Source organism: Streptomyces sp. NPDC057010, from assembly GCF_042673805.1.
GTDB lineage: Bacteria > Actinomycetota > Actinomycetes > Streptomycetales > Streptomycetaceae > Streptomyces.
The window spans coordinates 230,546-250,286 of the sequence record NZ_JBHUSC010000001.1 but is presented as its reverse complement, the minus strand read 5'-3'; the positions used below and the strand labels follow the sequence as shown (position 1 = coordinate 250,286).

Annotated in this window: 14 protein-coding genes; 10 read left to right on the top strand and 4 right to left on the bottom strand. The window is 72.7% G+C overall.

From position 1 onward, the window contains the following. The first annotated feature begins 28 nt into the window (after positions 1–28). The gene (locus ACFTXQ_RS01160) at positions 29–1,783 is read left to right on the top strand and encodes a GNAT family N-acetyltransferase (RefSeq protein WP_382634532.1); all 1,755 of its coding nucleotides are present in this window, start codon (positions 29–31) and stop codon (positions 1,781–1,783) included. On the opposite strand, the gene ACFTXQ_RS01155 is transcribed toward ACFTXQ_RS01160, so the two are convergent. Further along, positions 1,780–3,798, bottom strand: coding sequence for an AMP-binding protein (locus tag ACFTXQ_RS01155; RefSeq protein WP_382634530.1), 2,019 nt, complete (start codon positions 3,796–3,798; stop codon positions 1,780–1,782). The two genes, ACFTXQ_RS01160 and ACFTXQ_RS01155, sit on opposite strands and share 4 nt — an antisense overlap. 140 nt (positions 3,799–3,938) lie before the next feature. On the opposite strand from ACFTXQ_RS01155, the gene ACFTXQ_RS01150 reads away from it, so the two are divergent. Both ACFTXQ_RS01150 and ACFTXQ_RS01145 read left to right on the top strand, forming a co-directional pair. Beyond that, positions 3,939–5,852, top strand: coding sequence for an ABC transporter ATP-binding protein (locus ACFTXQ_RS01150; protein ID WP_382634527.1), 1,914 nt, complete (start codon positions 3,939–3,941; stop codon positions 5,850–5,852). A gap of 226 nt (positions 5,853–6,078) precedes the next feature. Continuing rightward, on the top strand, positions 6,079–6,879 hold the full coding sequence (locus ACFTXQ_RS01145; RefSeq protein WP_382634524.1) for a hypothetical protein: 801 nt from the start codon (positions 6,079–6,081) through the stop codon (positions 6,877–6,879). A 4-nt stretch (positions 6,880–6,883) separates the two neighbouring features. Here the strand turns inward: ACFTXQ_RS01145 and ACFTXQ_RS01140 are convergent, their stop codons facing one another. Beyond that, a complete protein-coding gene (locus ACFTXQ_RS01140; protein ID WP_382634522.1) occupies positions 6,884–7,225 on the bottom strand; it encodes a hypothetical protein in 342 nt (113 codons plus the stop codon). A 785-nt stretch (positions 7,226–8,010) separates the two neighbouring features. Between ACFTXQ_RS01140 and ACFTXQ_RS01135 the strand changes: the two genes are divergently transcribed. The 5 genes from ACFTXQ_RS01135 to ACFTXQ_RS01115 all read left to right on the top strand — a co-directional run bounded on the left by ACFTXQ_RS01135 (position 8,011) and on the right by ACFTXQ_RS01115 (position 16,594). After that, a complete protein-coding gene (locus tag ACFTXQ_RS01135; RefSeq protein WP_382634520.1) occupies positions 8,011–10,380 on the top strand; it encodes a tetratricopeptide repeat protein in 2,370 nt (789 codons plus the stop codon). 42 nt (positions 10,381–10,422) lie between these two features. Continuing rightward, a complete protein-coding gene (locus ACFTXQ_RS01130; protein WP_382634518.1) occupies positions 10,423–12,228 on the top strand; it encodes an MFS transporter in 1,806 nt (601 codons plus the stop codon). After that, the gene (locus ACFTXQ_RS01125) at positions 12,225–14,354 is read left to right on the top strand and encodes a prolyl oligopeptidase family protein (protein ID WP_382634515.1); all 2,130 of its coding nucleotides are present in this window, start codon (positions 12,225–12,227) and stop codon (positions 14,352–14,354) included. Before ACFTXQ_RS01130 ends, ACFTXQ_RS01125 begins: the two co-directional genes overlap by 4 nt. Continuing rightward, on the top strand, positions 14,351–15,616 hold the full coding sequence (locus ACFTXQ_RS01120) for an ATP-grasp domain-containing protein (RefSeq protein ID WP_382634513.1): 1,266 nt from the start codon (positions 14,351–14,353) through the stop codon (positions 15,614–15,616). The genes ACFTXQ_RS01125 and ACFTXQ_RS01120 overlap by 4 nt, the downstream gene beginning before the upstream one ends. A gap of 93 nt (positions 15,617–15,709) precedes the next feature. Beyond that, positions 15,710–16,594: a sigma-70 family RNA polymerase sigma factor gene (locus ACFTXQ_RS01115; RefSeq protein ID WP_382634510.1), complete on the top strand. Its 885-nt coding sequence runs from the start codon at positions 15,710–15,712 to the stop codon at positions 16,592–16,594. Positions 16,595–16,622: 28 nt separating this feature from the next. Here the strand turns inward: ACFTXQ_RS01115 and ACFTXQ_RS01110 are convergent, their stop codons facing one another. Beyond that, positions 16,623–17,306, bottom strand: coding sequence for a FadR/GntR family transcriptional regulator (locus ACFTXQ_RS01110; RefSeq protein WP_382634508.1), 684 nt, complete (start codon positions 17,304–17,306; stop codon positions 16,623–16,625). 136 nt (positions 17,307–17,442) lie between these two features. Between ACFTXQ_RS01110 and ACFTXQ_RS01105 the strand changes: the two genes are divergently transcribed. After that, positions 17,443–17,967 carry a gluconokinase gene (locus ACFTXQ_RS01105; protein WP_382634505.1) on the top strand — a complete coding sequence of 175 codons (525 nt, stop codon included), beginning with the start codon at positions 17,443–17,445 and terminating at the stop codon, positions 17,965–17,967. A gap of 12 nt (positions 17,968–17,979) precedes the next feature. After that, entirely contained in the window at positions 17,980–19,377 is a 1,398-nt protein-coding gene (locus tag ACFTXQ_RS01100; RefSeq protein ID WP_382634503.1) for a gluconate:H+ symporter, read from the top strand. 28 nt (positions 19,378–19,405) lie between these two features. Here ACFTXQ_RS01100 and ACFTXQ_RS01095 read toward each other — a convergent pair. Beyond that, on the bottom strand, positions 19,406–19,741 hold a 336-nt coding region (locus tag ACFTXQ_RS01095), incomplete at its 5' end, for a hypothetical protein (RefSeq protein ID WP_382634500.1).

Here is a 19,741-nt window from a genome sequence, read left to right as displayed (position 1 = left end):
CTCCGGTGGACCATGGGGAGGTCAGGGAATGGTAAAGGTCAGGGCTGCGGGGGTGGAGGAGGCGGAGGCGCTGACCGGGCTGGTGATGCGGTCCAAGGGCCACTGGGGGTACGGGGCCGGGTTTCTCGCCGGGTGTGAGGAGGAGCTGCGGATCCGGGGAGAGGAGGTGGTGGAGCGCCGGATCGTTGTCGCCGAGGATGAGGACGGGGAGGTGGTCGGGGTCGCTTCCCTGGAAGGGGGCGGTTCGCGGGCGGTGCTCGGGCTGTTGTTCGTGGAGCCGGCCGTCATCGCGTGCGGTGTGGGGCGGCTGCTGTACCGGGACGTGCTGCGTCGGGCCGTGGAGTTGGGGGTGCGGCGGCTGGTGATCGACTCCGATCCGCACGCGGTGGGGTTCTATCGGGCGATGGGGGCGATCGCTGTACCGGGCGGCCCGGGTGACCTGGTGCGGTTCGAGGTGGCTCCCGTTCCGCTCGTCGGGTGGGCTCGGGCGTGGACCGGGGGTGAGCCGGCCGTGCACCTGGGGAATGTCGCCGAGTTCAATGCGCAGTTCGCCGACGGCAGTTTGGATCGCGAGCAGTGGCCCGCCCATCACTACGCGTGCCTGGCCGCCTTCTACAGTCCGCAGCCTGCCGTGCTGGTACTGCCCAGGTCCGTTCCGCGGGGCTGGGTCGAGCTGGTGTGCCGCCAGTTGGGGTGGGCGGGGGTGGAGGTGTACGACGGGCTGGTGGAGCGGGGGGCGGGGCTGATCGATGCCGTGAGGGAGCGGCCGGCGCTCGTCGCGCGGCTGACGGGTGCGGGTCTGCCCCTCGTACCGTGGGGGCTGACGCGGGCGTTCGGGCGGCTGGCGGGGCGGCCGGTGCGGGACGGGGAGCTGCGGTACGAGTCGAAGTCGGCGGCGCACGGGCTGTTCGGCCGGATCCTGGCGGCGGGTGGGCATCCCGGGATCGTGCTGCCCGGGCAGTGGCAGGCCCGTACCCGGTGGGCGGCGGTGCGGCTGTTGTCCGCCCGGGCCAAGGCGGGGGAGAGCAGTGTTCTGAAATCGGAGCATGGTGTCGGGGGTTCGGGCACCACCGTGGTCACTCCGGGGGAGGTGCGGGCGGCCGGCGGGGCCCGCGCCCTGCTGCGGCGGCTGCCGCGCGGGCCGCTGCTGGTGGAGGAGTACGTCCAGGGCCCTGATCACGGCCTTCGCGATCTCACCTACGACGGCTTCGTGGACGGCACGGGCCGGCTGCACGAGGTCGGCGTGGCGGTGATGGACGTGGCGGAGGGCGGCTACCGCGGCGCCACGGTGGGGCCCGGGGTGGTGCCCGAGTCGGCGCAGCAGCCGCTCGCCGCCTTCGGGGCGGCCGTGGGCCGGGAGCTGGCGGCCGCCGGCTACCGGGGCTGGTTCGACGTGGATGTCGTGATGGACCGTGCCGGGCGGCTCGCGCCCACCGAGGCCAACCTGCGGCTGACCGGGCCGTCCATCGCCTTCATGGTGGCGGCCCGGCTCGACGCGCTGCGGGGCGCGGGGCACCTCGTACGGATCGTCGACCGGGTCGAGTTGGGGGCTCGGCTGCCGGAGACGCAGTTGGACGAGTTGTGTACCGATGTGGCGCGGGCCTGCGCCGAGCTGGGGGCGGTGTTCGTCCCCGCCATCCCGACCGCGGCCTTCGACCCGGTGCCCTGGCTCGGTGTGCTGGTGGCCGCGCACAGCAGGGAGGTGCTGGACGCGGCCGAAGCGCTGGTGCGGGCCCGTGCGCTGGCGGTGGACGCCATGTTCGGGCCCGCGGACTTCCTCTAGGCCTCCTCCTGCCCGTCGAAGTGGAAGGGGTCGTCCGGCTTTCTGGCGAGGAAGACGGCCACGATGAGGCCCGCGATCATCAGCGGGACGTTGAAGAGGTAGACGAGCAGGGCCTGTTGCGGCCAGTCGTGCTTGCCCGCCAGCCGGTAGAGGTTGTCCTGCGGCCACCAGGCCAGCAGCAGGTAGCTCGCGGCGAGGTGGGCGGCCCTGGTGCGCCATCGGCTCAGGTTGCGGTGCTTCATCCTGCGGTGCCCGTTGATCAGGAACAGCACACCGGCGCCGAAGGCGATCACCTCGCACACGTAGAGGAGGAAGAAGAGGGACGCCCACGGGCTCGGCACCCCGGTGAGGTCCGTCGAGCCGGGCCACAGCACGTTCGTGAGCATCAGGGCGACGAAGCCCAGCAACAGAGCCCCGCACCCGAAGACGCAGCCTCCCGGTTCCCCGGCGGCCTGGGTGGCGCGGCTGAACTTGTTGGGTGAGGCCACCGCTTCGGGGTCGTGCCGTGCGGGCAGCGGCAGGGCCGTCCGGTCCTCCTGGCCCGCCCGGCCGCGCGGCAGGGCGCGCAGCTTGATGACGGCGCGCGGGGTCTCCTCCCTGAGCACCACACCCGCCAGGTGGTCACGCAGTCCCCCGATGTCCGGCAGCGCGGCGGCGGCGTCCCAGGCGATGACGTCACCGGGTGGCGGGGCGACGTACGCGACGAGCCGGCTGACCCCGGCGTCGCCCGCGACCGCGGTCACGATCGCCCTGCCGACGCCGGGATGGCTGCGGATCGCGGCCTCGATGGCGTACGGGTCGAGGGAACCGCCAGGCACGGCGATCCGGTCCCGGATCCGGCCGCGGAACTCCAGCAGGCCGTCCTGGCGGAGCAGCCCGAGGTCTCCGGTGGGGATCGCGTCGCCGCCGCCGGGCGGCGTGAGCCGTATCTCCCCGTCATGGACGTGGACACCGCAGCCGGGGAAGGGGACGCCGAGCAGGCAGAGCCCGGCCGGTTCGTCGATCGGGCCCCGCAGCTGCGGGAGTTCGAAGTGGGCACCGACTCCGGCCGCCTCGGTCAGGCCGTAGACGGCCAGCACCCGCACCCCAGGCCGCAGCCGCGACTGCAGGGCGTCCAGCTCGTCGAGGAAGACCCGGTCCCCGGTGAGGGCGAGCAGGCGCAGCGAGGGGGCGTCCGCCCGGAGCGTGCGCCCGCTCCGCGGCACCCCGGGCGCGGGCTTCGACCCGCGCACGACGAGCCGGTCGGCGGCCGCCGGGTGGGTGTGCAGGACGGTGACCCGCTCGGTCTGCACCACCCTCTGGATGTCCTCCGGTTTCCAGGGCGAGATGACGGGGAGCACGAGGGTGCCGCCGGAGCACAGGGCCCGGGTCCAGCCCGCGGCGAAGTCGGTGAGGGCCGCTCCGGCCGTGATCAGGTGCCGGTCCTCGGGGGTCAGCCGGGCCACGTCGGCCCATCCCTCGTACGCGGTGAGCAGTGTGGTGTGGCCTACGGGGACGGCGCGCGGCTCCGCTCCCCCGGTGAACAGGATCGCGGCGGTCCGGGCGGGCGCCGGGGCCTCGGGCGGCCCGGCCGGCTGCTGCGCGATCGCGGCCGTCTGCTCCTCCAGCCGGATCACCCGCAGTCCGCTTCCGCTGTCGAGAGCCGGCTCCTGGGCGGCGCGGGTGAGCAGCGCGAAGGGCTCTACGGCGGCGAGCTGCCGCCGGCCGGTGCGCGGGGTGTCGACGTCGATGACGGCGTAGACCCCGCCGGCCTTGAGGACGGCGAGGAGGGCGATGAGCAGTTCGGCCTGCCGGGTGGTGCCGATCGCGACGAGGCCGCCGGGCGGCAGGCCGGAGGCGAGCAGGTGGCGCGCCAGCCGGTTGGCGTGCGTGTCGAGCTGCGCGTAGGTGAAGCTCTCGTGGCCGGCGATGACGGCGCGTCCGTCGGGGGTGTCGCGGGCCCACTGCTCGAAGCGGTGCAGGACGGTGTCGGTGGTGCCCTTGCCGAAGCGTACGGACTCGGATCCCTGCGTCATGGACCGATGATGCCAGCGGGCACCGACAACGGCCGAGGGATGTGAATTTCGTTCGTGCGGACGGCAGTTGGCGCCACGGGAGAAGGCTGCGCACCCGAATGGTTGACCTGAAGCTTGATTGAGGTCTTAACGTTTCGGCCATGGACATGGAAGTCACCGCTTGGACCTCCCTGCACAGTGCGATCAACGCACAGCAGGACCGGCGCCCGCTCTCCCGGGCGAGCCTGCGCCGGGTCGCCGCCTTCGCCCGCCCGCACCGCCGCGGACTGACCCTCTTCCTACTGCTCAGCGTGGTCGCCGCACTGCTGGCGGTGGCCACGCCGGTGCTCGCCAGCCGGATCGTCGACGCGATCGTGGCCGGCCGTGACAGCGGGGCCGTCACCCGCCTCGCCCTCCTCATCGCACTGATCGCGGTCGCCGAGGCGGGACTCGGGCTGCTGACCCGCAGGCTGTCCGCCACCCTCGGCGAGGGGCTGATCCTCGATCTGCGCAGGGCGGTCTTCGACCACGTGCAGCGGATGCCGGTCGCCTTCTTCACCCGGACCCGGACCGGGGCGCTGGTCAGCCGGCTCAACAACGATGTGATCGGCGCCCAGCGGGCGTTCAGCAACACCCTGTCCGGGGTGGTCTCCAATACCGTGACCCTGCTGCTGACGCTCGCCGTGATGCTGGGCATCTCCTGGCAGATCACCCTGCTGGCGCTGGTGCTGCTGCCGGTGTTCGTGCTGCCGGCCCGCCGGATGGGGGCGCGGATGGCCGCGATGCAGCGGGAGGCCTCCGCCCTGAACGCGGCGATGGGCACGCAGATGACGGAGCGTTTCTCCGCCCCGGGCGCGACGCTCGTCAAGCTGTTCGGCCGGCCCGCCGACGAGTCCGCCGAGTTCGCGGCCCGGGCGGCGCGGGTGCGCGACATCGGCATCCGGACGGCGATGGCCCAGTCGGCCTTCATCACCGCCCTCACCCTCGTTTCGGCCCTGGCCCTGGCCCTGGTCTACGGGCTCGGCGGGTACTACGCGCTGCGCGGGACCCTGGACGCCGGGTCCGTCGTCGCCCTCGCCCTGCTCCTGACCCGGCTCTACGCCCCGCTGACCGCGCTCGCCGGCGCCCGCGTCGAGGTGATGAGCGCGATGGTGAGCTTCGAGCGGGTCTTCGAGATCCTCGACCTGAAGCCGCTCATCGCCCAGAAGCCCGACGCCCGGACGGTGCCCGAGGGGCCCGTCGCCGTGGAGTTCGACCGGGTCTCCTTCGGCTACCCCTCCGCGGACAAGGTCTCCCTCGCCTCCCTGGAATCGGTGGCCACCCTCGACACCCGGGGCGGGACCCAGGTCCTGCACGAGGTGTCCTTCCGCGCCGAGCCGGGCCAGATGGTCGCCCTCGTCGGCTCCTCCGGCGCGGGCAAGTCCACCATCGCGCAGCTGCTGCCGCGGCTGTACGACGCCGACGCGGGGGCGGTCCGCCTGGGCGGGGTCGACGTACGGGACCTCACGGCCGACTCGATCCGCGAGACGCTGGGCATGGTCACCCAGGACGGGCACCTCTTCCACGAGTCGGTACGGGCCAACCTGCTGCTGGCCCGGCCCGAGGCGGGCGAGGAGGAGATCTGGGAGGCCCTGCGCCGCTCCCGCCTGGACGGGCTGGTCGCCTCGCTGCCGGACGGGCTGGACACGGTCGTCGGGGAGCGCGGCTACCGGCTGTCGGGCGGGGAACGGCAGCGGCTGACCATCGCGCGCCTGCTGCTGGCCCGCCAGCGGGTGGTGATCCTCGACGAGGCCACCGCCCACCTGGACTCCACCTCGGAGGCGGCGGTGCAGGAGGCACTGGGCGAGGCCCTGGCGGGCCGGACCGCGGTGGTGATCGCGCACCGGCTGTCGACCGTACAGGCGGCGGACCTGATCCTGGTGGTCGAGGACGGCCGGATCGTCGAACGCGGCACGCACGCCGGGCTGCTCGCGGCGGGCGGGCGGTACGAGGAGCTGTACCGCACGCAGTTCGCGGCGGCCGGCCCGACCGGGGGCGCCGTTCCGGGCGGCGCGGCACCGGTGTCCGGAGCATGATGGCGTGACGACGCGTCACACCACTCAGGACTGTGCGGGCGGGGCATCGAGGTCACCGGGATCCAGGACATGCCCTGTGGCCCCTTCGTCCACTTCTCCGACCCGGGCGGTTCGGGAGCCGCCCGGCCCCGGACCCGCACGTCCTGTCGTACGTTCGGGCGAACGGTCCGGCCGAACGCGGAGCGCATGCGGCCCGCGGGGCTGCCCGCCTGGAAGGGTCCGGCGGATGAGCACCCTGATTGTGGTGGCCGCGATCGCGCTCGTCGCCTCCTTCGCCGCCAACCGGTTCCTGCGGCCCCGGCTGGTGAGCGCCGACGACGAGGGCATGGGCGTGCGGGATCTGATCGGCCCCATGCAGACGCTCACCGTCCTGCTCCTGGCCTTCGTCCTCGCGACGTCGGCCGCCTCCTACAGCAAGGCCGATGACGCCGCCCGCGCCGAAGCGCACGCCCTGGACCACCTCGCCGAAGTGGCCGGGTACGTGCCCGACACCCAGCGGACGCGGCTGCAGGCCGGTGTCGTCTGCTACGCCCGCGCCGTACGGACGAAGGAGTGGCCGGCCATGGAGGACGGCGGGAGCTCCTCCCAGCCCGGCGTCTGGACCGCCGACTTCCGCCGGACGTTCCTGGAACTGCGTGCCGACAGCGCCTTCGGCATGCTGGTCTCGGCCGACGAGAGCCGCTCCGCCCAGCGCCAACAGCGCCTCGCCCAGGCCAGCCCCACCATCCCGCCGGCCATCATGTGGTTCCTGCTGAGCACGCTGACCCTCACGGTCGTGGGGCTCGGCGTCTCCATCCCCCACCGGAACAACGGCGCACAGCTCGCCGCGCTCACCGTGATCACGGCGCTCCTCACCAGCGCGCTGGTCATGATCTACACCATCGACCGCCCCTTCGCCGGGTTCATCCACATCTCCCCCACCGCCATCCAGGAGACCGAGGAGGAGACCTTCCGCGACCTGCGCGCCGTCCATCCCGGGGTGCGGCTTCCCTGCGACGCCTCGGGCCGGCGGGTCACACCCGCCTGACGGATCAGGCGTGGCTGTGGTGCCCTTCGAGCTCCCACGCGTGGTGGCTGAACTCGTGGCGGAAGTCGGCGTGGTCCTCCCACATGCGGGCGATGCCGCGCAGGACGTCCCAGTTGTGCTCCACCGACTGGTCGATGACGCGGCGCATGGCCGGCTCGGCCGACTCGCGCTGCGCGATGAGCCCCTTGATGTGGGAGGCCTCGAGGACGGCGTTGCGCAGCGCGCGCAGCGCGCGGGAGGTGTCGTCCATGCCCCAGCCGTGCTCGCTGCCCGTCGACTCGTCGAACAGCGGGGTCAGCCGCGCCTCGATGAACGCGGTGATCCGCTCGAAGTGCTGCACGTCCATCGGGGGCTCCCTCTCCTGCCCGGGTCACCACGTGTCCCCGGCGTCTTCCGCTCGGCTGTTCACGGTCATTATCCAGCAGCCGGGCTCGTCCCCGTGCAACAGGTTGTAGAAAACTAAAACATCTGCTTCAGGCCATAGTTGCGGCGGGCGCGGACCGCCGCGGGTCCGGCCGCGGAGTCGGTCCGTCCGCATTCGGCCACGCGCACCCGACGACGACCGGACGGCCAACACCCCGCGCCCGTGGGCGGAAACGTACGGCCGGGTGACGAACAGCCGACGGGCGGTCACCGCCGGCAGGCCCGTGCGCGCGGGCGGCGCGCGCCGCCCGCGACCCCGCCCACCAGCGCACGGGCACCCGCGGCCCGTGCGGCGCCGGCCGGGATCGCCGCCGCCCTCGCGGGTTCTCGTATACGAAACGACCGTCAGGGTCCGTGTGAAATAGCCGGCCGGGCGCCGCGTTTTCGCGGCGCGCACAGATAGCGGACACCCGCTCCGATCCGGCCATAACCCCGAACCGGCCTCCCCCGGCGCGTCCTTGACGCCGTCAACTCACCCGTCCCATGCTGATGCCGTCCGAAATTCAGGGACACTGACCCGTTGACAGAACAAAGGGGTGACAAAATATGAAGGTCAAGGTTGCCGAGAAGCAGGACACCGTTCGCACCACCACGCCTTACGTCGCCGGCTAAGGCGAAGACCGAGGCGAATTAAGGTGGGGGGTCCGCGTAACCGGGCCCCCCACCCCCCCTCCGGTGAGACAGATTCGGACACGGGAGAAATCCGGCATGACCGCTCCATTTCCGCGCGTGCGCCCCGCCCTCTTCGCCGAGCTCGACCAGGCCGGCAGGCGACTGAATTCCGATGATCCCGAGGCCCCCGTATTCCTTCTGGTCACCTCACCGGACGGCAGCGGCAAGGCGGACACGGTGCGCGCCTGGCTCGCATCCGCCCCCGCCTCCGCAGGCCGGCCCGTCGGCACGGTGGTGTCGGCGAGCGGCGACAAACTGGCCCACGGCTACCTCGCCGGACTGCAACCGCTGGTGGACCACGCGCTGAGCACGGCCGAGGCCGACGCCCCGGAGCTGGTCGCCGCCGCCGAGCAGTCCCTCAAGCGGATCTTCCCGCACCGGGACTCCCCCGCCTACCGGGTACCGAAGGACCTCACGGGCGTCGCGAGCCGCGACGAGCGGACCCGCTTCTACTTCCACGAGTACCAGGACAAGCTGCTCCACGGCCTGTACGAGTTCCTGGAAGCCTTCCTCGACTCCCCCGGGCGGCCGCCCTACACGCTGGTCATCGACAACGCCGAGCGCCTGTCGCCCACGGTGGTGCGGTTCCTCGACATCGTCGCCCGCCGCAGGACGCTGGGCCGGCGCCTGACCATCGTGCTCCTGGTGGACGGCGAACCGGACGTCGCCCTCGCCGAGCACAGCGCCCGGGTCACCCTGGGCCCGCTGACCCGCGGCGAGGCCCGCGAGCTGATCGAGAGCTGGGGCTTCCCGACCCCGGACGCCAAGCGGCTCGACAGCCTGTGGCGCCTCTCGCAGGGCCGGCCGGCCCGGCTCTCGGCGCTCATGCGCTGCGCCGACGCGAAGGTGTCGCTGCCCGACTACCTGACCTTCGAGACCCACCTCGACCTCTACCTGAGCCTGCTGGGCGAGCGGCCCCGCTACGACCTGCTGCAGGCCCACGTCGGGGCCCACTGCGCGGACGACGACCCGGTCGCGGTGCGCAACTACGAGACGTACGACGCCGGAACCAGGGAACGCCTGCACCGCGAGGTGCTCGCCGGCCTCGCGGACACCCCCGAGGAGGTGTTCCACCCGGTCCACCACCTCGCCCTGCGCGACGCGTCCGACCAGGTGGTGGCGCTGGCCCCGCTGTCGATCTCCCTCCAGGAGATCGGGCTCTACGACACGTGGTTCGACCTCTTCTCCCGCTTCTGGGCGGACCCGCAGCTGCGCACCCTCCCCGGCGGCGGCCAGACCCACAACCTGGTCTACCTGCGGATGTCCTTCGTCCTCTATTCCCTGGGGCTGGCGCACACCTCGATCCCCTATCTCGACACGTTCTACGGGCATTTCCCGCAGAGCCTCTACACGCCCACGGTCCTGTATTCGCAGAGCATGGCGCACGGGCGCTACCAGTCGCCCCCGGACCTCGTGACCGCCGAACGGTTCGCCCTGCTCAACCTGGAGAAGCTCGCCACCGAATTCCAGGACCACCCGAAGTACGAGTACATCAAGGTATTCGCCGAAAACGCCCTCGCCTATATCCGGGCACGGCAGGGACGGATGGACGAGGCGCTCACCCTCTGCACCGAGGGCATGGAGCGCATGCAGAAGATCTACGGTGACGAGAAATACGCACTCCACCAGTCGATCCTCGTCTACAACACCGCCCAGATCTACGAAATGGTGAAGGACTTCCCGAAGGCGTACGAGACGTACCAGCGGACCATATCCCTCGACCCGAACTACGGGGAATACGCCAACGACCTCGCCAACATGCTCCAGCGGACCGGCCGGTTCGAGGAGGCGCTGGAGTACTACGACCGGGCCATCGAGCTGTGCCCGCCCTACTACGAGGCCCACCTCAACCGGGCCCGCCTGCACGCGCAGCAGGGCGATGCGGAGGCCGCCGAACGCGACTTCCGGCGGGTGGTGGAGCTCAAGCCCGGGGAGGCCCGGGCACACCTGGGCCTCGGGGTGCTGCGGCTCAAGCAGGGGCTGCCCGACGAGGCGCTGGCGAGCCTGGACGCCGCCGTCTACCACGCCCCCGGGAACGCGCAGGCGTGGAGCAACCGGGGGCTGGCCCTCTCCGAGACCGGGCGCACGGTGGAAGCGGAGGAGAGCCTGCGCACCGCGGTGGCCCGCGATCCCAAGCTCACCGAGGCCTGGAACAACCTCGCGCACGTCCTCCATGCGAGTGGCCGCCCGAAGGAGTCCCTGACCTGCCTCGACCATGCGGTTCGACTGTCCGACGACCCGGACTACGCCTACAACCGGGCGGTGCTGAGGCTCGAACTCGCCGATCCGGAGGGGGCCCGCGCCGACATCGAGCTGGCTGCCGAGCGCGGCGGCGACCCCGGGGAACTGGCCGAGTTGCGCGCCCGGTTGACCGCGGACGAGACCTCGGGGCCCGGTACGGACTAGACAGGACGAGAGCGAGCAGCACCCGGATCGACAAGGAGCACCGTGCCACCCACCGAGCGTCGCGCGACCCCCGAACACCGTTCCCTTCGCGCGCTGTTGTCGGCGTACGCGGTCAGCCAGTTCGGCAACTGGCTGTTCCGCACCGGGGTCGTCTACTACGCCTACAACCAGAACCACGGCTCCAACGCACTGCTCACCACGGCGATCGTGCTGGTGTACCTGCCGATCCTGTTCGGGTCGCGGCTGCTGGCTCCGCTGGCCGACCGCCGGGACACCCGGCGCACGCTGATCGGGCTGGACGTGCTGCGCGCCGCGGTGCTCCTGGTGCTGCTCGCGGCGGTCGGGGGTGGGGCCGGCGGCGGCTTCACCTCCGCCGCCACGATCGGCGTGATGGCCTTCCTCAGCCTGCTGACCCCGTTCTTCACCGCCTCGCAGACCGCCTACCTGCGCCGGGTGCTGCCGACCGAGCGGATCCCCTCGGCGCTGGCGGCGGTGTCGAAGGTCGACTGGTCGACCTTCATCCTGGGCACCGCGGCCGCGCCGCTGATGCTCCAGGTCTCCAACCTGCCCGTGCTGATCACCCTGGACATCGCCAGCTTCGTCGTCTCCGGTCTGCTGCTGCTACGGCTGGCGCCCGCTCCCGTCCCCGCCCCGGCGGGCGGCCGGGCGGACGGGACGGCGGGCGGGGCGGGGAAGCCGCGGCTGACCGCGAGCAGCAGGTGGCTGCTGGCGAGCGTGTTCGCGCTGAACGCGGGCGCCGGGGTCATCAACGTCTACCCCAACGTCGTCGCCCGGGACTTCCTCGGCGGCGGCGCCACCTGGCTGAGCGTGATCAACCTGGCCAACGGCACCGGGGCGGTGATCGGCGCGACGCTGGCCGCCCGGCTGCGCGGCCGCCGCGGGCTGCGGCCCGGCGTGCTCGCCGCGCTGACGGTGGCCGTCTCCCTCGCCTGCATGACGCTGGTGACGACCGCGTGGGTGGCGGTCCTCGCCAGCTCCGCCATGCTGCTGGCCGGCCAGGTGTTCGCGGTGGCCTTCCAGGCGCGGATCCTGGAGAACGAGCCCGTGGCGGTGGCCGGCCGGGTCTCCGGCTACTTCACGCTGGGGACCTTCGCCGGCGTGACCGTGAGCATCCTGCTGTTCATGGGGGTCACCAGCCTCGGCTCGCTGCGCGGCTCCTTCACCGTGCTGCTGCTCGTCGCGGCGGCCTCGGCACTGGTCTCGGCATGGGTCGGCCACACCGCCGCCCGCAGGTACGGGGAGGCGGCGGCCCCCGAAGCCGACGGCCCGGGCGCGGACGCGGAGGCCGAGGCCGCCGCCCTGCTGGTGCGGCAGGCCGGCCGGGCCTTCGCCACCGGCGTGACCGTGGCGTCGACGGTGACCGCCGGGGTCCCGCACGCGACCACGGTGAACTCCTTCGTGACCGTCTCCCTCGATCCGCCCCTCGTACTGATCTGCGTCGCCCACGGTTCGAACCTGGCCGCGCTCGTCACCGAGGGCTCGCCGCTGGGCGTGACGGTCCTCGCGGCCGACCAGCGCGAGACGGCCGTGCACTTCGCCCGCGCCGAACGCCCGGTGGGCGAGGCCCAGTTCGCGGGGCACGCCTGGCGGCCCGGCCAGGAGACCGGCGCCCCGCTGCTGTCGGGCGGGGCCGCCTGGCTCGAAGGCAGGGTCCAGTCGGTCGTCCCCGCCGGGGACCACGCGATCGTCCTGGCCCGCGTGCTGGCGTTCACCCCGTCGGACGAACCCGGGGAAGGGCCCCTGGTCTTCCACGGCGGCGCCTTCCACTCCCTCGGCCACGACGACGCCTCGGCCGCGCCGGGCGGACTGCAGAAAGCGGAGCAATGACCTCTCTCGCCTATCCCCCCGCGCCCCGCGACCCCCGCCAGGACAAGCTCCACGGGCATCTGGTCGAGGACCCCTACCGATGGCTCGAGGACCCGGAGAGCGCCGGCACCCGCCAGTGGTCCGCGGACCAGCGCGAGCTGTGCGACCGCGTCCTGGACGGCCTGCCCGGCCGTGCGGCGCTGCGCGGGCGCATCGCCGAACTGCTGGGCACCGGCAGCGTGAGCGCCCCCGTATGGCGCGGCGGCCGGCGGTTCTTCACCCGCCGCCTCCCCGGCCAGGAGCGCGCCGTCCTGCTCACCGTCGAAGCGGACGGTGAGGAACGCGTCCTGCTCGACCCGATGCGCCTGGACCCGACCGGGGACACCGCCCTGGACGCCTGGCACCCCGATCAGGAGGGGCGCCGGCTCGCGTACAAGATCTCCCGCGGCGGCACCGAGGAGTCTCTGCTCCACGTACTGGACGTGGCCACCGGCGTGCTCCTGGAGGGCCCGATCCCGCGCGCCCGGCACTCGGCCGTCGCCTGGCTCCCCGGCGGCTCGGCCTACTACTACGTGCGCCGCCTGCCCGAGGACGGCGCGGAAGAGGACGGCGGCGGTCCGGGGCGGCGCCGGGTCTACCTCCACCGGGTGGGCTCCGACCCGGAATCGGAGGACGTGGTCGTCTTCGGGGAAGGGCTGCCCGACTCGAACGACTACGGGATCCTGGTCAGCCGCGACGGGCGCTGGCTGAGCGTCGGGGCCTCCCGCGGCACCGAGAACCGCAGTGACCTGTGGCTCGGGGACCTGACGGCCGGCACCCCCGAGGCGCCGCTGTTCCAGCCCGTCCAGGTGGGCGAGGACGCCGACACCGGGCTGTACATGTGGCGCGACGGGCGGGCGTACCTCTTCACCGACCGGGACGCACCGCGCTCGCGGCTCTGCGTCGCCTCCCCTTCCGACCTGTCGTACGGGGCCTGGCGCGACCTGATACCCGAGGACCCGGAGGCGGTGCTGACCGACTTCGCGATCCTGGACGGCCCCGAGCTGGACCGGCCGCGGCTCCTCGTCGGCTGGCTGCGGCACGCCGCGGGCGAGATCACCGTCCACGACCTGGAGACCGGCGAGCGGCTCGGCACGGTGCCGACCCCCGGAGTCGGCTCGCTCGGCGGGCTCTTCGAACGCCCGGAGGGCGGCCACGAGGCGTGGTTCTCGTACACCGACGGCACCTCGCCCACGTCCGTCCTGCGGTACGACGCCCGTGACGGCACCACCGGCGTCTGGGCGGCCGCTCCGGGCATGGTGGCCGTCCCGCAGGTGAAGAGCTCGCAGATCGCCTACCGCTCCACCGACGGCGCGACCGTGCGCATGCTCGTCGTCGAACCGCTCCACCGGACGGGGCCGCGCCCCGCGATCCTGTTCGGGTACGGGGGCTTCGGCTCCTCCCAGGTGCCCGCCTACGACCCGTCCGTCCTGGCCTGGGTGGAGGCCGGCGGTGTCTACGCCGTGGCCAACCTGCGCGGCGGTGGCGAGGAGGGCGAGGAGTGGCACCGGGCCGGGATGCGGGAGAACAAGCAGCAGGTGTTCGACGACTTCCACGCCGCGGCCGAGGCGCTGATCGAGGGCGGCTGGACCACGGCGGACCGGCTCGGGATCCACGGCGGCTCCAACGGGGGCCTGCTCGTGGGCGCGGCGCTGGTGCAGCGGCCCGAGCTGTACCGGGCGGTGGTGTGCGAGGCGCCGCTGCTGGACATGGTCAGGTACGAGCGCTTCGGCCTGGGGCGCCTGTGGTCCGCCGAGTACGGCTCGGCGCAGGAGCCCGAGGAGCTGGGCTGGCTCCTGGGGTATTCGCCCTACCACCACGTCCGGGAGGCGGTGGAGTATCCGGCGGTGCTGTTCACGGTCTCCGAGAACGACGCGCGGGTCGATCCGATGCACGCCCGCAAGATGTGCGCGGCGCTCCAGCACGCCACGGGGGGCCGGGCGCCGATCCTGCTGCGCAGCGAGGCGGAGGCCGGCCACAAGGGCCGCTCGACGTCGCGGGCGGCCGCCCTGGCCGCCGACACCCTCGCCTTCCTGGCCTGGCAGACCGGCCTGGCTCTGCCCTCTGCGGCCCGATCTGACGAACACCGATCCACGAGGTTGACATGAGTGACAAGCCGAGCCCGACCGGCCGCCCGGTCGTGGCGATCGTCGACGCCTACTCCAGTGCCCGGTCCCTGGCGCCGCTCTTCCGGGAGCGGGGCTTCGACTGCGTGCACGTACGGAGCGCCGCGACCGCCCATCCCGTCTACGAACGCAGTTTCCGGCCGCAGGACTTCGTGGCCGAGGTCGTGCACGGGGGCGACGCGGCGGCGACGGCAGCGGCCGTCGCCGCCCACGCTCCGGTGTGCCTGCTGCCCGGCATCGAGAGCGGCGTGGAGCTGGCCGACGTACTGAGCGAGGCGCTGGGTCTGCGGACCAACGGCACGGCGCTGAGCACAGCCCGCCGGGACAAGTACCGCATGCTGGAGACGGTGCGGGCGGCCGGGGTGCCCGCCGTGGGCCAGATCCTGGCCACGGACCTGGACACGCTGCTCGACTGGTACGCCAAGGCGGACGGCCGGGTGGTGCTGAAGCCGGTCAAGAGCGCGGGCAACGACGGCATCCACTTCTGCGACGACGCCGAGCAGGTCCGGGCCGCCTTCGCCGCGCTGATCGGCACCGACAGCGCGCTGGGCGCCCGCAACGGGTCGGTGCTCGCGCAGGAGTACCTGGTCGGCGGCGAGTACATCGTGAACACCGTGAGCCTGGACGGCAGGCACCACGTCACCGACATCTGGCGGATGCACCACATCAGCGCCAACGGGGTCCGCGACCTGGGGGTCAGCGCCGTGCTGCTGCCCCGCCGGGGAAGCGATCAGGACGCGCTGGCCGCCTACACCTGTCTGGTCCTCGACGCGCTGGGGGTGCGCAACGGGCCCGCGCACAGCGAGCTGAAGCTGACCCCGCAGGGACCGCGCCTGATCGAGACGGCCGCCCGTGCGTGCGGCGCCGACCTGCACGTGCCGGTGAAGGCGGCGATCGGCGAGAGCCAGCTGGACTGGACGGTGGACGCGTACGTGGACCCCGACCGCTTCCTCGCCCGCTGGGACGAGGGCTATGAACTGGCGGGGCACGCGGGGCTCGTGAACATGGTCTCGCCCGCGGCCGGGACGCTGCGCGACTACCCGAGGATGGCGGAGCTGCGCGGGCTCGACAGCTTCCACGACGCGGCCGTGAACGTCCGCCCGGGCGAGCCGATCCACCGGTCGGTGGACGACTGGACCTACCCCCTGCGCGTGTACCTCGTCCACGAGACGCCGAACACCGTGCTCCACGACATCCTGACCGCGCACTACCTGGACGGGGAGGGGTTCTACGACATCGTCTGACCGGCCGGGCTCCGTCCGGCGCAACTCCCCCTCGCAGCAGCATTTTTCCGATGATCTACTTTTATGGTCCGCTGCGAGGAAGGAATGTGACAGGTGGACGGAAGAACGGACCTGACGGAGCGCTTCGAAGAGCACCGCTCGCATCTGCGAGCGGTGTCCTACCGCATGCTCGGCTCGCTCAGCGAGGCCGACGACGCGGTACAGGAAGCGTGGTTGCGCCTCGACCGCTCCGACACCAGCGAGGTCGAGAACCTCGGCGGATGGCTGACCACGGTGGTCTCCCGCATCTGCCTGAACATGCTGCGCTCGCGCGAGACGCGGCGCGAGGACTCGATGGACGCCTACCCCACCGACCCGGCGGTCAGCCGCGAGGACGCGGTCGACCCCGAACAGGAGGCGGTGCTGGCCGACTCGGTCGGCCTGGCGCTGCTGGTCGTGCTGGACACGCTGGGGCCGGCGGAGCGGATCGCGTTCGTCCTGCACGACCTGTTCGCCGTGCCCTTCGACGAGATCGCCCCGATGATCGAGCGGACCCCGGCGGCAACCCGGCAGCTCGCGAGCCGCGCCCGCCGCCGGGTCAAGGGCGCTCCCGCGGTGCCCGACGCCGACCTGACCCGTCAGCGGCAGGTGGTGGACGCCTTCCTGGCCGCCACCCGCGGCGGGAACTTCGACGCGCTGGTCACGCTCCTCGACCCGGACATCACCCTGCGCGCCGACAAGGCCGTCGGCCCCAGCCCGGTGCCCATCTTCCTCAGCGGCGCCGTCACGGTGGCCAAGAGCGCCATGGCCGCCATGGAGCGGGCCCAGTCCACGCAGACCGCGCTGGTCAACGGCACGGTCGGCCTTGCGATGGCCCCGCGGGGCCGCCTCTTCCTGGTGCTCGCCTTCACCATCGAGGACGGCCTGATCACCGGGATCGACGTGATCGCGGAACCGGAGCGGCTGCGCGAGCTCGAACTCGCCGTGCTCGACGCCTGAGACCGGCCCCGGCTCGCGGTGGGCGGGCCTACGGAGCGAGTACGTCCAGCTCCTCCAGCGCGCCCACCGCGATCTGCCGGGTCAGCGCCTCGGCGCGGGCCGCGTCGCCCTCCCGTACGGCCTCCGCCACCCGGACGTGGAGGGTGACGGCCGCCGGGTCGGGGTCGTGGAACATCACCGCGTGCTCGGTGCGGCCGGTCAGGACCTCGGCGACGACGTCCCCGAGGCGGGCGAACATCTCGTTGCCGGAGGCGTTGAGGATGACGCGGTGGAAGGCGATGTCGTGCCGCAGGTACCCGTCGAGCTGGTGGCCGCGCGAGGTGCGGACCATCCCGAGGGCCGCCTCCGTCAGCTCGGCGCACTGTTCGGGCGTGGCCAGGGCCGCCGCCAGCCCGGCCGCGACGGGCTCGATCGCCGAGCGCAGCACGGTCAGGGAACGCAGCTGGCGGGGGCGGTCGGCGCCGGCCAGCCGCCAGCGGATGACCTGCGGATCGTAGACGTTCCACTCGGCGGTGGGGCGCACGGTGACGCCGACCCGGCGGCGCGACTCGACCAGGTGCATCGACTCCAGTACGCGGACGACCTCGCGCACCACGGTGCGGGAGGCGTCGAAGCGCTCGGCGATCTCGTCCGTGCGCAGGACGCTGCCCGGCGGGTACTCCCCGGCCGTGATCGCCAGGCCGAGGGTGTCCAGCACGTGGGAGTGAAGCATGGCGTAAGCGTACGGTGACGCCCCGGCGAACAAAAGATGCGATGTTTTATCCGCCGACCCTTGAATAAGTACTACTTAATAGGCTTCACTGCTGCCACACGAACCGATGTCGACGAGGACAGCGAGGAGAGCAGGCGTGAGCACCCAGCGCGTCATTGTGGTGATGGGCGTCGCCGGCACGGGCAAGACGACCGTGGGCCGGCTGCTCGCCGAGGCGCTGGCCCTTCCGTACGCGGAGGGCGACGCCTTCCACCCGCCGGCCAACGTCGCGAAGATGTCGGCCGGCATCCCCTTGGAGGACACGGACCGCCGGCCGTGGCTCGACGCCATCGGCGCGTGGATCCGCGAGCGCGCCGCCGCGCACAGCGGCGGAGTGGTCGCCTGCTCGGCCCTCAAGCGCGCCTACCGGGACCGGCTGCGCGCCGCCGCCCCCCAGGCGGTGTTCGTACACCTCACCGGAGAGCGGCCGCTGATCGAGGAGCGGATGGCGGCCCGGACGGGCCACTTCATGCCCGCCACCCTGCTCGACTCGCAGTTCGCCACGCTGGAGCCGCTCCGGGAAGACGAACCCGGCGTCGCCGTGGACGTGTCCGGATCCCCCGAGGACATCACCGAACGGGCGCTGGCCGCTCTGCGCCGGCTCCGCACCCCCGAGAACTAAGGAATCGTCACCGTGACCAGTCTCAGCGTCGAGACTCTGGCAGCGGCCGGCACCGGACCGATCACCTCGGCCGGGAACACCCAGCTGGGGATCGCCGTCCTCGCGGGCATCGCCGTCATCGTCCTGCTCATCACCCGCCTCAAGCTGCACGCCTTCCTGGCCCTGACGGTCGGCTCGCTGGCCCTCGGTGTCTTCGCCGGGGCTCCCCTGGCCAAGACGATCTCCAGTTTCACCGCCGGGCTCGGCTCGACGGTCGCCGGCGTGGGCGTGCTGATCGCCCTCGGCGCGATCCTCGGCAAGCTGCTGGCGGACTCGGGCGGCGCGGACGAGATCGTGGACACGATCCTCGCCCGCGCCAAGGGCCGGGCCATGCCCTGGGCCATGGTGCTGATCGCCTCCGTGATCGGGCTGCCGCTCTTCTTCGAGGTCGGCATCGTCCTGCTGATCCCGGTGGTGCTGCTGGTGGCCAAGCGGGGCAACTACTCCCTGATGCGGATCGGCATCCCGGCGCTGGCCGGCCTGTCCGTGATGCACGGGCTGATCCCGCCGCACCCCGGCCCCCTCGTCGCCATCGACGCGCTCCACGCGAACCTGGGCGTCACCCTCGCCCTCGGCGTGCTCGTCGCCATCCCTACCGTGATCATCGCCGGGCCGCTGTTCTCCCGGTACGCGGCGCGGTGGGTGGACATCCCGGCGCCCGAGAAGATGGTTCCGCAGCGCCCCTCGGAGGAGCTGGAGCACCGGCCCCGGTTCGGTGCGACGGTCTTCACGGTCCTGCTGCCGGTGGGGCTGATGCTGGTCAAGGCGCTGGTGGACATCGTTGTCAACGATCCCGCCAACGGGGTGCAGCGCGTCACCGACGTCGCGGGCTCGCCGCTGATCGCGCTGCTCGCCGCGGTGCTGGTGGGCATGTTCACGCTCGGCCGGGCGGCCGGCTTCACCCGGGCGCGGCTCTCCACCACCGTGGAGAAGTCCCTCGCACCGATCGCGGGCATCCTGCTGATCGTGGGGGCGGGCGGCGGTTTCAAGCAGACCCTGATCGACGCGGGCGTCGGCCAGATGATCCTGGACCTGTCGAAGCACTGGGCCATTCCGACCCTGCTGCTGGCCTGGCTGATCGCCGTGGCCATCCGCCTGGCCACCGGCTCCGCGACGGTGGCCACGATCTCGGCGGCCGGGCTGGTCGCCCCGCTCGCCGCGGGCATGTCCACGACCGAGACCGCCCTGCTGGTCCTTGCCATCGGCGCCGGCTCGCTGTTCTTCAGCCACGTCAACGACGCCGGATTCTGGCTGGTCAAGGAGTACTTCGGGATGACCGTCGGGCAGACCCTGAAGACGTGGTCGGTGATGGAGACCATCATCTCGGTGGTCGGGCTGGGCTTCGTCCTGCTGCTGTCGCTGGTCCTGTAACCGCGTCTACGTGACCCGGCCGCTGCCGTCACCGCTCGCCGAGCTGGGCGGCGGCCAGGGCGAAGCCGTTCGCGGCGGTGGCGCAGCGGGCGGCGAGGACGTCGATCTCCGCGCGCAGGGCGGCGCCGGCCTGGGGATCCCTCCGGGCCGGCGCCGCCGCCGTCACCGCCGTGGCCCGCATGCGGACCGCGTGGGTGCGCAGGGCGGAGGCGTGGCCGCGCAGACCGTCGACGGGGAGCGGGCGGGCGGTGGTCCGGGGCGCCGCCGCCCCCGGGAACCGGGCGCGGACCGGGGGGCTGTGGCCGGCGGGCCGGTGGGGCCGCTCGGTCCGCTCGGTCCGCTCGGGGACGCCGGGCGGCCCGGA